The organism is Clostridioides sp. ZZV14-6153, from assembly GCF_020657855.1.
GTDB lineage: Bacteria > Bacillota > Clostridia > Peptostreptococcales > Peptostreptococcaceae > Clostridioides.
This window is the reverse complement of the sequence record NZ_JAGWCZ010000001.1, coordinates 9,597-24,129: the sequence shown is the minus strand read 5'-3', so window position 1 is coordinate 24,129 and position 14,533 is coordinate 9,597. Positions and strand designations below refer to the sequence as shown.

The 14,533-nt window shown below is 26.9% G+C and carries 6 protein-coding genes; all 6 read right to left on the bottom strand.

Annotated features, from left to right (window positions below; all coding sequences use genetic code 11):
• Positions 1–142 precede the first annotated feature (142 nt).
• Entirely contained in the window at positions 143–1,396 is a 1,254-nt protein-coding gene (locus tag KGF46_RS00060; protein ID WP_227827007.1) for an HlyC/CorC family transporter, read from the bottom strand.
• Positions 1,397–1,528: 132 nt separating this feature from the next.
• Positions 1,529–5,056, bottom strand: a complete 3,528-nt coding sequence (locus KGF46_RS00055; protein WP_227827006.1) for an AAA family ATPase — start codon at positions 5,054–5,056, stop codon at positions 1,529–1,531.
• A complete protein-coding gene (locus KGF46_RS00050) occupies positions 5,043–6,254 on the bottom strand; it encodes an exonuclease SbcCD subunit D (protein ID WP_227827005.1) in 1,212 nt (403 codons plus the stop codon). Before KGF46_RS00050 ends, KGF46_RS00055 begins: the two co-directional genes overlap by 14 nt.
• Positions 6,255–6,299: 45 nt before the next feature.
• The gene (gene addA, locus KGF46_RS00045; protein ID WP_227856610.1) at positions 6,300–10,127 is read right to left on the bottom strand and encodes a helicase-exonuclease AddAB subunit AddA; all 3,828 of its coding nucleotides are present in this window, start codon (positions 10,125–10,127) and stop codon (positions 6,300–6,302) included.
• A complete protein-coding gene (gene addB / locus KGF46_RS00040; RefSeq protein WP_227827003.1) occupies positions 10,127–13,594 on the bottom strand; it encodes a helicase-exonuclease AddAB subunit AddB in 3,468 nt (1,155 codons plus the stop codon). Before addB ends, addA begins: the two co-directional genes overlap by 1 nt.
• On the bottom strand, positions 13,584–14,414 hold the full coding sequence (locus tag KGF46_RS00035) for a PD-(D/E)XK nuclease family protein (protein WP_227842001.1): 831 nt from the start codon (positions 14,412–14,414) through the stop codon (positions 13,584–13,586). The genes addB and KGF46_RS00035 overlap by 11 nt, the downstream gene beginning before the upstream one ends.
• Positions 14,415–14,533: the final 119 nt, after the last annotated feature.

Here is a 14,533-nt window from a genome sequence, read left to right as displayed (position 1 = left end):
TCTCCTTCCTTCTAATTTATATTTCTATTTTGTCCATTTCATACTAGTTTTATTTGAATATAAAATAAAAATAAGTGCATTAAATATAGAATTTAAATTCTACATTCAATGCACTTATAATAAATTTAAGAACATTATTACATTATGTATATATTCTTATTTTTTTGATTCTATTTTTTTCTATACTTTCTATACAAAATCTTATATTATCAACTTCAATTACTTCATTTTCTTCTGGCAATCTGCTTAAATGTCCAATTATAAACCCACCTATAGAATCAAATTCTTCAGATTCTAAGTTTACACCTATAAGTTCATTAACATCACCAATTTTAGTACTTCCATCTACAATATACTCATCTTCTTTTATAACTTGTATTTCATCTTCTTCTTCATCATATTCATCTTCTATATCACCAACAATTACTTCTACTAAATCTTCTATAGTCAAAAGCCCAGATGTCCCACCATACTCATCTACAACTATAGCCATTTGACTTTTTTCAAGTTTCATCTCTTCAAGAAGCTGTGTTATCTTTTTAAACTCATATGTGAAAAATGGCTCTCTCATATAATTTTTAATATCAAATGACTCTATTTCCTCATCTGATAAAAATATAATATCTTTTATATTAAGTATTCCTACAATATCATCTATAGTTTCTTCATATACAGGCATTCTACTTAGTTTTTCTTCTTTAAATACTTGTATGATTTCATCGTAACTATCTTCCATATCTATAGCTACCATATCTATTCTCTGTATCATTGCGTTTTTGGCTTGCATATCTCCAAATTCAAATACATTATTTATGATTTCTCTTTCTTCCATTTCAAGGACGCCTTCTTCATGGCTTACATTTACCATAGTTTTTAATTCTTCTTCAGTTATAAATGACTTGGCTCCTTTATGTGTTATACCAAACAATTTAAATATAACGTTCGTAATTATATTAAATACCCATACTACTGGTCTTAATACAAATATAATTACTCTTATAGGCTTAGATACCAAAAGAGAAACCTTTTCTGAGTTACTTGCTGCTATTGTCTTTGGAGTAATTTCACCAAATATTAACACTAGTACTGTCATAACAGCTGTAGCAAGTGCTACTCCTTTTTCTCCCATCAACCCTATAAACAGTGACGTTGATATGGATGTTGCTGCTATATTTACAACGTTATTTCCAACTAATATAGAACTTAAAAGTTTATTTGGGCTTTCTATTAATGAACTTACTAACTTAGCTCCTTTGACTCCTTCATCTTGCATATATCTAATTCTGATTTTACTTAAAGACATTAAAGCTGTCTCTGATGCTGAGAAAAATGCAGACCCCATAAGTAATACTACTAAAATTATAATCTGGACCAAACTATTGGGCGATTCCAACACTTACCACACTCCTACTTACTTGTTTTTTTATATTGATATTAATTATAAATAAATTTAATATTAGTTTTAATTATATCACAATTATATATTTTTTGGAAATGTTAGATAATATATTCAATTAACATATTGTTTCTAACTGTATTCAATTTTTACTTTTGAACCTACTCCAGCTTCACTCGATGAAACCAATAGCTTAACAGGAACTCTATTTTTAAGCTCTTCGACATGACTTATTATACCCACACTTAGATTATTACTATGCAATCTTTCCAATGATTCTATAACAATCTCCAAAAGCTCACTATCCAATGAACCAAATCCTTCATCTAAGAAGAAGAATTCAAGTGGTGCACTCCCTTTTAATTGTATTTGAGATGAAAGAGCAAGTGCTAATGATAGTGAAGTTAAAAATGTCTCTCCTCCAGATAGAGTATCAATACTTCTTCTTTCTCCTCCATTAAAATTATCTCTCATTACAAAATTGAGTGTTGAGTCAATTTCAAGTGCATATCTTCCTTTAGTTATTCCTTCTAATCTTTTTGATGCTTCTAAAGCTATATATTTTAGTTGATTTGTAGAGACGTATTCTACAAATTTATTTCCTTGTATACATTTATCTAATTCTTCTAACAAATCTACTTTATGTTCAACCAATCTAAGTTCCTTATTAAAATCATTTATCTTATCTAAAGAATCTTTTAATGTTATCAACTTATTTTGATTAGCTCCAATGTCTTTGGATATATTTCCTATTTCTACTTTCATATTATAAATATTATCTTTTAATTGTTCAAAGTATTCTTTTTTAATAATTCTTCCATTTAATTTTTCTTTTGATGATTTTATTTTAAACGATAATAACTTTTGTTCTTCTTCATATTCTAATATTTCTTCAATCAGTTTTTTTACTTCTTCACCTTCTAATAAAGCTCTTTTTACCGCATATATACTTTCAAATTTATTTTCTGCTAGCAGTTTATTTAATATTATTTTTTGTTCTTTATATTGTTCTTTAGCAGTTTTAAGTCTTCCATCTATATTGTGCTTCTCAGCAAGATTTTTTTCATATTCTAACCTCTGTTCTTCTAGCTTTACTTTACTAGACTCTTCTTGTTCTAGTATCTTGCATATACGTTCTTCAACATTATGTAAAAGATTTTTAGCTAAATCACCTTTTGTTATGTTAATTACTTCTTTATATTTACTTTCTCTATGCACTTTTTTTTCTACATATAACTCTCTAGCCTTTATTAACTCTAACTCTATTTCATGTAATTTACTTTCTTGTTCTCTTATTTTAATATCTAATAAATCTCTGTTTTTTAATAAGTTTGAATATCCAGTATTTAATAATTCTAATTTTTTTTCATTTTCTCTTAATTCTTCTACTTTTGACGATAGATTTGAAACTTTAGTAATTGTTTTTAATCCTAAATACTCTTGTTTTAATTTCTTACATTTATGTTCCAGACTTTCAATTTCGATATTTAAATCTTTTATTAATTTCTTATAGTTATTCAAACTTTCGTTTATCTTTAATTCTTCTTTTTCAATTCTATTTTTTTCTTCTTTTGCCAATGTTATTTTATTTTCGGTACTCTCTTTCTCTTTTTCCCACTCTTGAATATTAGATTTAAGTACAGCTAATTTTCTTTGTTCATCATCAAGTCTTTTAAATAATTGACTGGATGGAATTTCCCCAAGTTTTCCTTTTACATCTTCCAATTCTTTAGTTTTCATTTTTTCTACAGACACATAACCACTTACTTTAGCATTTAATTCTTCAATATTATGTCTTATGCTTACTTTTTCTTTTTCCAATTTATCTAATTTATCTTTAACAAAAACTATATTTTCATCATAATTAGTTATATTATGATTTTCATGGTGCTTTGAACCACAAACTGGACATGGCACATTTTCTTTTAATTCACGTCTAAGCTCAGAAGCCAAATTCAAGTATTTTAGTTCTTCTAACTCTTTTTCAAGGTCTTCTCTATTTTTTCTATTGTTCTCAAGCTTTTCATTTACTAGATTTAGCTCTCTCTCAATATTAAATTTATTTTCTAAAACTACTTTTAATTCATCTTGTATATTATTTTTCTTAATTTCATTTTCTTTGGTATTATTTGCCTTATTCCTTAATTCAGTTACATATTCAGATTTTAAAAGCAAATCTTCACTTTTGCCAGGACATTTTTTAAGAAGAACATCTAAATGAAGAGACAAACTTTCTAGGTTACGGTTGATGTCATTTTTGTCTCTATCAATATATCTGACTTTTAAATTTATATCTTCTGTATCCTTAGATATTTCTTCTAGTTTATTTATTTTTTGAGTTTTCTCTTCTAATACTTTATTATAATCTTTCTCATATTCATATGCTAAAAATATTTTTTGTTTTAATTCTGCACTTATATTTACTTTATCTATTTTCCCTTCAATTTCTTTTACAGACTTAATAACTGCTTCTTTTCTAGATTCAGAATCTTTTTTTAGTTTTTCTAACTCCATTTTGTTCTTACTTAAATCAAGACCATTTTCTTTTAATTCTTTTAATTCCTTATCTAGTAAAACTAATTCTTCTTCTAATTTTATTGCTTGTTGTAACTTTATTTTTTCCTCACTTAACTTAGGAACTTCTTCATTTTTAATTTTACTTATTCTTTCATATCTATGTTTTGTAATTTCAAGTTCTTGATTTAAAATTACTAATTTTTTATCTAATCTATCTACTGTAAAACTATCTTCTTCTATTCTTTTTTCTAAATTTTGAACTGTTCCTATGTATGGGTCCACTTTTCTTGCATTATTATCATTTTCTACAAGATTAGTCTTTTCCTTTATCTCATTGCTTTTTAGGTTGAGTTCATTTTTTCTAAGCTCATTTTTCTCTAGTTTCAATTGTTCCTCATATATTACCTTACTCTCTTCATAAGATTTTTGAACTAAATCCAAAGTTTTATTTTTCTCTTTTTCTAGTTTTTTTAACTCCATTAGTTCTTGATTGATATCATTATACACTTCTTCTGTAATTCCATCGTATTGACTTAATTTTGATTTCAAGTCTTTTAACTTTTGCGAATGTAAATTTTTTCTCTTTTTTACTTTATCTCCAAGACTTCTTCCATACTTTTCAAGATTGAAAATTCTCTCTAACATATCTCTTCTATCTGCACGTGATAATCTCAAAAACTCATTAAATTTATCTTGTGGTAAAACTACTGACCTCGTAAAATCGTTTGATGTTAGTCCTACAACTTGAGCCACCTTTTCATTTACTTCAACAACTTTATCAGCCAAAACATTTTTTGTATTATCATTTAACACCTCTACTAATCTAGCACCAGAAGTCTTTGTTCCTGTTTTACTTCTTACAATAGTTCTATCTACAATGTATCTTCTTCTTGTATTTTTGCTTCCTATCTCAAATTCATACGATATAATTGCTTTATCACATACACTGTTTATATATTCTTTTGTATTTCTAGATATATTTCCATACATAGCAATAGTTATAGCATCTAAAATTGTAGATTTCCCACTTCCAGTAGTCCCAAATATTCCAAACAAACCTCTTTCAATTAGTTTTTCAAAGTCTATAACTTGTTTATCAATATAACTATTAAGTCCAGTCAGTTCTAATCTAATTGGTCTCATCTGTTGATTCACCTTCTTCACTTATTATATCTAGAAATAAATCCATAAGTTCTCCTTTTGGTTCTACACCTCTACTAAAGGAATAAAATTCTTTGAATAATTCTGCCATAGACTTTTCTTTTATATCTACACTTTCTTGTTCATAACAAGATGTTATTATTGGTTTTATCTCTATTATGTCTTTTAATAATTCTTTCATTTTTTTAATTTCACCCTGAGATATTATCTCATCAGTATCTATTTCAAAGTATGACCAGATATCTCTATCTTGATTTTGCTCACATATATCTAAAGCTTCATCTATACCATTACATTTAAATACTTCTATTGGTTTGTAATTGTTAAAATAAATTTCCTCAATATTTGGTTTTTCTCCTGCTTTTATATCCACTATATACGCACCTTTAGTATATGCTCTTTCGTCTTTGCTATATTGAAGTGGAGAACCAGAATAATATGCATTTAATCGTTCAGAAGCTTTTTGTTGTTTGTGCAAATGTCCTAGTGCAGTATATTGAGCTTTTTCTGGTAAGTCTTTTTTTTCAACCAAAAAGCTTCCTCCTAGTTGTATAGGTCTTTCTGATTCAGTACTCTCTCCACCTATTACAAATATATGTGATACTGCTATATTTATAGTATCACTTCTAAAATTTTCTCCTAAACTTCTAAATATGTCGCCTACTTTTTCAGAGTAAGTCTTTTGCTTTTCCAAATCATCTTCACTTGAAAAAACCTCATTTAATCTTTTTTCACTTGGATAAGGCAATGTAGCAATTACAACACTTTCTCCATTTATATTTAATGTTGTACATCCTTGTATAGTCTCTGTTATCTCAAATTTTTCATACTTAGCTTTTTCTGTAGAACTTGATGGATAACCAAATATAAGTATACCCTGTTCATGTGCTAAAGGTGTTATTGCAGAAAGTCTCTCTGGATTGTCATGATTCCCAGAAATTATTATTACACATCTTTGTCCATTATTAGCAAGTCTTGAAACTGTTTTATAAAACAGTTTTTCAGCTTGTGCTGGTGGATTAGAATTATCATATATATCCCCAGCAATTATTACCATATCAACTTCACTTGATTCTACTATTTTTATGAAGTCCTCACAAAATTTTGCCTGCTCTTCAATTCTAGAATGACCTTCTAGGGATTTCCCTAGATGCCAATCTGATGTATGAATGAATCTCATTTTTCCCCTCCCCTTTATCTTTATGTCTAATTTATATCAAAATAATTAATAACAAACAGCCTCATCAACTCCAAATAAATATATACATTTTTCTTTTACTGATTTTCCAGTTAAAGTTTCAATAACATCTGCATATAAGTCTAATTGTTTTTTATATTTCTCTATTATCTGATTTATATTTTCCTCATTTACAAAATCTGTTTTATAATCTACTAAAACTATCTGATTATCTTCTTCAAAATAAGCATCAACTATACCTCTTAACATGACACTTTCTTTGTCATAAATTTTCTTATCATCATTTTTTATCAATTCTTCATAAATATATATATCTTTCATATTTACTTGTGCATAAATTGCTTTTTCTCTATTTATAAGTTCAGCATTTAACATCCTTTTTCCTATGTTAGATGTAAAAAATTTATATATTTTATAAGGATTTACTATACTAGCTTGCTTTTCTGTTATTATACCCTTTGAAATAAAACTTTTTATTTGCATCTTTATATCATTTATGTTGTTTACCTTCTTTAAATCTAAAACTTCCATAACTAAGTGAATTATTGTACCTCTTTCTGCTCCATTTATTTTTTCTTTTTCTTCATCATTTTGAATAAATAGAGGTTTTTTTAAGTTTATTTTTTGTTCAAATATAGTATTTATCAACTCTTCTTCATAATTATTTTGTATCTTTTTTATTTCTGTAACCGATATACTAGCAGGTTTTTTTGTACTAAATTCATATGGGTATATATAGTTTAACTTTTCTTCTATTTCAGTATAATAATCGCTATCAGGTTCCTCTACATCTATTTTTTCAAGAACTTCTTCAATACTTTCTTTTTCTTCATCATTTTTCTTTTGTATTAAAATATCATCCTTATTCCATAACTTTCCATACCATTTTGAATTATGTTCAACATTAAATGGTACATCTAATCCCATATCTTCCAATAAATTAGATAAATCTTTATGTTTTAATACACAAGGCATTATCCAATCTAAGAAATTCTTACTTTTTAGTATTTCATATTGTGATATTGTATCTAAATTTTCAATTCCACTACACCATTTTTTCATGCTATCTTGTACATTTCTAGTAGAGCCTGTTATAATCAGTTTCTCTTTTGCTCTTGTAAATGCAACATATAATACTCTCATCTCTTCTGATAAATTTTCTATATTTATTTTACTTTTTAGTGCTTCTTTAGCTATACTTGGAAAAGAAATTCGTCTCTCATAGTCCACAAACTGAGGTCCATATCCTAAGTTATGATGATATAAAATACTCTTTTTAAAATCTTGAGTATTGAAATTTTTTCCCATAGCAGAACATATAACTATTGGAAATTCTAGACCTTTACTCTTATGGATACTCATTATTCTAACAACATTTGCATTTTCTCCAAGTGTTTTTGCACTCCCCATATCAGAGCTAGATTTTTTTAATTTTTCTATAAAGTTTACAAAATTGAATATTCCCTTAAAGCTAGTCTCTTCAAATTGTTTTGCTCTCTCAAAAAGTACTTTCAAGTTAGCTTGTCTTTGACTTCCACCTGGTAATGCTCCAACATAAGCATAATATCCAGTTTTTGTATATAAATACCATATAAATTCATCTGTACTCATGTACATTGATTTCTCTTTAAATTCCTTTAGTTTAATCAGAAAGTCTTTACTTTTATTTATACATTCTTCACTTGGTACAAAATCCGACTTACTTTCATTCTGTGAATCTGTAAATTCATCATACTCTGATGTACTCTCTAAAACTTCATAAAAAGTTTTATCTTTATTTTGAATTCTAATGTCAATTAAATCCTCTGGTGTAAATCCAAATATAGGTGACTTTAACACAGCTATAAGAGGTATATCTTGCATTGGATTATCTATTATCTGAAGTAATGATAGTATTGTTTTTATTTCAATTGTATCAAAATATCCCACTCCAACATCAGCATAAGTAGGTATATCCATATTCATCAACTCATCTGCAAACACAGGTGCCCATGCAGATGTAGCTCTTAAAAGAATCACTACATCCTTAAATTCCACAGGTCTATAGGCATCAATTCCTTTATCATAAACTTTTTGAATCTTTCCATCTTCATTGACTTTCATTAAATCCTTAATAATCTTTCCAACCATTCTAGCTTCAAGTTGTATGTTGTCTAGTTCTTCATCTTCTTCTGCTTCATTTTCTTCATTATTAGCATTATTATCTTTATTGTTTATAATATCATTACTAGGTTTAGTATTTTTTTGTATAAGGTGTATTTCTGTTGCTCCACCGACAATAGAGTTCTCCTCTAAATCTGATTTAAAATCTGCACCCAAATTAAGTCTTTCTTTTTCTGTATATTCAATCTCTCCTATATTCTCATTCATTATATTTTCAAATATATAATTTACAGAGTCTACAACTTCTTCCCTACTTCTAAAGTTTTTATAAAGCATTATCTTTCTGTGAGAACTTCCTTTTTCATCTTTATAGTTATTGTACTTTTGTAAAAACAACTCTGGTTTTGCTTGTCTAAATCTATATATACTTTGCTTTACATCGCCAACCATAAATCTATTTGGAGTCTCTATGTTTGCCACAGTTTTAAGAAGTACTTCTTGTACAAGATTGCTATCTTGATATTCATCTATAAATATTTCATAGAAATTATCTCTATACCCCATAGCTATATCAGAAGGTATGATATTTCCGTTCTCATCTATATTCGTAAGTATATTTAAGGCAAAATGCTCTATATCATTAAAATCTATTATTCCTTTTTCATTTTTCTTATTGCTGTATTCTTCTTCAAATCTCAGAACAATATTAGAGATTGGTTTAACTATATTATAAAGATATTTAATTTCATCTTTAATAGATTCATTATCTTTATTAAACGTAGAATTTATTATACTTTCTAAAGATTTTTTAATTTTGTCTCTTATTGCTTTTGCTTTTTCTTTTGACTCTTTTATATATGAAGGAGCATCTTTTGGTATCCTTTTTATACCTTTGACATAGTTTTCAAAAGACATACTTGACATCTTCTTATATGCCTCATTCCATGATTTATTACATGCTTCTGAAATATCGACCATTCTCTTATATTCAATCGACAGCTTCTCTGTAAAAGTTTCTAGTTCATCTATTGACTTAACTTCTTTTAAGGCCTTTTCCATATTTGAGCAAATTCCATCAATTTCTATTTTTACAGTATCTAATATAGCTCTAGCCCAAATAGATTCTGAAAAATCAAAATCCTCATCAATGTTAAATCTCTCTGCTGAATCAATAAGCCATTTTTTAGGCTCAGGAGAAGCCATTGCAAATGAATATATTCCTAGAATAATATCCTGAACTTCTTTGTCTCCTCCTCTTTCTGCATAACTTTCAACTAAATTTAAGAAACCCTCATCTCTTTCTTCATATAATTTTTCAAATACTTCTTCGATTGCCTCTTGTTTCAAAATAGCACATTCAGTTTGGTCTCCTATTCTAAAATTAGGGTCTAAGTTTATTCTATGAAAGTTCGATTTTATAACATCTAAACAAAATGAGTGTATTGTTGTAATACTCGATTTATTTAATAAAACAAGTTGATTTTGTAAATGCTTATTTTCTGGATTTTCATCTAATGCTTTTCCTATAGCATCACCTATTCTCTCTCTCATTTCTGATGCAGCTGCATTAGTAAATGTAACTACTAATAATTTATCTATATCAATTGGATTTTCTCTACTTGTTATCATTTGAATTATACGTTCAACCAGTACTGCTGTTTTTCCCGACCCAGCAGCTGCTGCAACAAGTAAATTACAGTCTCTACTTTCTATAACTTCAGTTTGCTCTTTTGTCCATTTAGGAGAACTCATCAATCAACATCTCCTTCCATCATTTTTATTATCTCTTCATTGCTCTTATTATTTAAAATTTTATATTTATTATCTTTCATAGTTGAATCAAATTGACATATAGCTGAATAATCACAAAAATCACATGATGTTCCCTCTTTATGTTTATATGGAGATATCTTTATTTCACCACTTAACATTTCTTCACATAAATCCTTTATCGCATGTTTTACATATTTTCTAAGTAACCTAAAATCTTCATAACTTACTGTAGATGTACTTTTACCTACATTTCCATCCTTTGTAAGACCTACTGGTATTACTAAGGAATTTTTTCTTTCTCCATCTATTAATGATTTATCCATCTCTTTTATTATATGAGAATCCTTTACCACAAGCCCCTTCATTCTAAGTTCTTTTAGTATAGCTTCTTGAATTTCAGTATCATCTTTATCTTCATTAAACTTTGCTATTGGATTATTTATTCTACAATATAATATTGCCGCTGGATTTAAATTTATATCTTCTTCTTTTACACTTTCAAGGATTGCATCAAGATACACAAGTAATTGTAATTGTAGACCATAGTATATCTCTGTTAAATTTATAGTTTTATTACCTGATTTATAATCTACTATTCTTATATATTTGTTTTCACCTTCTTCAAATTCATCTACTCTATCTATTTGACCAATTAAATTTACTTCTTCTCCATTATTCAAAACTATTTTTATAGGAGGGTATTTACCGTCTTTACCAAATTTAACTTCATAATCTACAGGTTCAAATGAACCTTGTTTTATCTGTTGGCTAATTATATTTATAGCTGTTGTAAGCATATTCTTTAATCTATATGCAAGATATTTATATCTTTCAGAACTATTTAATATATACCCTGGTATCTTTGAGATTATTTCATCAACTATAATACCTACCTTTAGTTCTATATATTCCTCATCAATATCTTTCCACAATAAATTATCTTGTGATAGCTCTTTTGAAAATCTATCTAAAATATTATGAACAAAGGTTCCTAAATCTGGTGGTGTAAATGAATATTCTTTACGCTTCCTAGCTTTAAGACCGTATTGTATAAAATAAGCAAATGGACACTCTGCATATTTTTCAAGCCTAGACACACTAAGAGAATTACTTTTATATAATGACCTTATTTTTTTCTCTTCAATTCTATGAACTTGATTAGTATAACTAAGACCTTTTATAACTTTTTTTGTTATAGAACTATACAGTTCATCCTTTAGATAGTATCTATATATATCTAACCAGATACTATTAATTTCTTCTTTGCTGTACTCATCATTATCGTAGTTTTTTATTACACTTATAAGCTCATTAAATGTAGGTGATTTTACAGTTATTTTTTTAAGTATATCTTCATTAGTTCTTTTATCTTCTTCTATTAAATAACTTTTATTTTCTATATTTGGGAATATCTTCTTTAATCTTGATATAATTATTGAAGGTCTAAGTGTCTTACCTTCATGGTCAGATATAGGATATGTTATAATTAAATTTTCAGATGTTGAAGTAAGAGCTTTATATACTAAAAATTGTTCTTCAAAACTTCTAGTTTTACTATCTATATCAACTTCAATACCTTTATTTCCAAGACTTTCCCTATCATTATCACTTAATATTCCACTATCTTTTGTAATTAAAGGAAATACACCATCAGTAGTTCCTATTAAGTATAAGTATTTTGTATTTGGATTTTTCATCCTATCCACACTACTTACAAGTACTTGATCTATACTAGGAGGAACTAGCCCTAACTCATACTCATCAAATCCAAGAGTTATTAATTTTATAAATTTTTCTAAGGATATTATTTCTTCACCCATAAGTTCCACCATTTGGTCTAAAACATCCACTACTATATCCCAAACTTGTGAATACTGATTAGCAACATCAAGTTCTCCTTTATCCTTAAAATTTACTATTAAACTCTCTATCGTTTCTGGCATACTTATATCTAGTAAAAACTCATATATATACTTACAAATTTCTTTTACTCTATTTTTTCCTTTTAGTTTTTCTTGTAAATTTATTATTGGCTCTAATACTCTATTTTTTATCTCATTTATTTTATCTTTTAATTCTAACTCGAACTCACTTTCTTCATTAGAAAGACTTTGCGTTATTCTATAATCCCATTTTTCATCAAACCATTTCTTACCTTTAATTCCATTGGCTAGTACATAATTTTCCAGCAAATTTATATCATCATTATCAATTCCTATAAGACCACTCTTTAAATACCTAAACATAGTTTCATATCCATATCGTCTGTTTTTCATTTCTAAAGCTGAAATAATTAATATGACTATTGGATTACTTTTTGCCTCTCTCTTTTTATCTATAAAGTTAGGTATATTATACTCATTAAATATAGAATGTACCAAAAAATCATATCTATTTAAGTCTCTTGTAGCAAGAGTTATATCTCTATACCTAACATTCTTGTCTCTAACCAAATGTACAATTTCTTTAGCTATTTCTTCTACCTCTGAATATAGATTATTAAATTCTTTTATTTTTATATTTTTAGTTGGATTTATATATGTTTTATATGGATAAGCATTATAAAATTTTTCTAAATGTTGTAACTCTTGAATTTCTTCAAACCTTTTTATAACGCCTGTATTCAAATTTACTTGTGGTAATATTTTTATTCCTTCTTCATTACATAATTGAGTTAATTTTGAATAAGTAAACTTAGTTCTAGAAAATACATCTGTTTTACTATATCCAATATAATTAACATTATCTACAGTCAAAGATATGCTAACATCTTTAGCTTTATTTAATATACTTTTTATAACATTGTATTGATTTGGTGTAAAACCTGTAAACTCATCTATATAAACATAAGCTCCTTCTAAATAGTTACTCAATTCTATTTTGCCTGATAATGAAGTCAACATATCTTGAGCATCTATATAATTTTCATGTAATTTTCCTTCAAAAGAATTATATATCTTACTTATGTCTTTTAATTTTAAACTTAATGTCTCATTTTCTAATTCTCCAGATATGTTTTCTAACATTTCAGGGCTTATATTGTACTGTTTCATTTCTGATATCATATCTGTAATTGAACTTACAAAACCAGATTGTGACTTTGATTTTGAAAATACATTTAACTCTTCACTTACATCTTCTATCGCTCGATACACCATCATTGCTTTTCCACTAGAATTTATATTTACATCTGTTAATCCTCCTGTTTGAGAAAAAACTATGTTGCTCAGTGTTTTAAAACTAAGCACTCTAACTCTTAAATACTTGTCCTTTTCTCCTCCTAAAAATAGTTTGCTTACTCTATTTTCAGCTTCAAATGTATACTGTTCTGGAACTAAAAGTATAACAGATGTCATTTCATTTTTTTGAGATTCTTTTTTAATTTCATCTAATATATATGTAGATTTTCCACTTCCACATCTACCTAATATAAACCTAAGTCCCATAAATTTCCGCCTCCAAAATACTATAATCTATTTCTTTGCCATTGCATAATTTATTAAATTCACAATACTTACAATGACTTTTATTTCTATAGCACATACGTTCTTCTTTATTATATACCTTTTCTATATTATTGTATAGATTGTGTTCGTATGTATGTTCTTCATAATTAGTACTTTTTATCATGTTTATATAGCTTTGAATTTTATTTCTATTTGTCTCATGTTTTTCTTCATTATATGAGATATTAATTGGCAAATCATCAAATTCAGGTTGGTAATATTTCATACTTATATCTTTAACATTTACTTCTATTTTTAAAACTTTCGGAATAACTTCTTTTGCCAAAAACATATAAACTATTGTTTGAATCCTACTTTCTACATTTTTATGGTTAATCTTTTTAGATTCAGTTTTCCAGTCCCATACCTCTATATTTCCTTTTCCAATTACAATTAAATCATACTTTGCTTGTAATATGTCCCCATTTAAATTCATCCTTACTTCATATTCTGGTAAATATATTTTTTCTTTTTCGATGGGAACAATTTTTTTTATATTCTCAATCCATTTTAAAAATCTTTTACTATTTTTGTCATCTTCATTAAAATAGATTCCAAGTGGTATATTACTAAAGTATCTTTCACAAATTAAATGAAAGTCTCTTCCAGTTTTTAAACTATCATAATACTCTCTACTACCTATATCATCATTTTTCCAATTTATTTTATCAATATACTTATACTTAAATTTTAGTGGGCATGACTTATATGTGTTAATTGAATTTTGACTATAGGAAAAATATTTTAATTTATCATTCAATCATATCACTTCTCTCTTAACTTTATTTTTTAATAACTATTTATTATATATTAATTTGGCATTCTTTAAACAACATAGTAACTGAACTCATTATATGTTAACTTAACTTTCTTTCAACA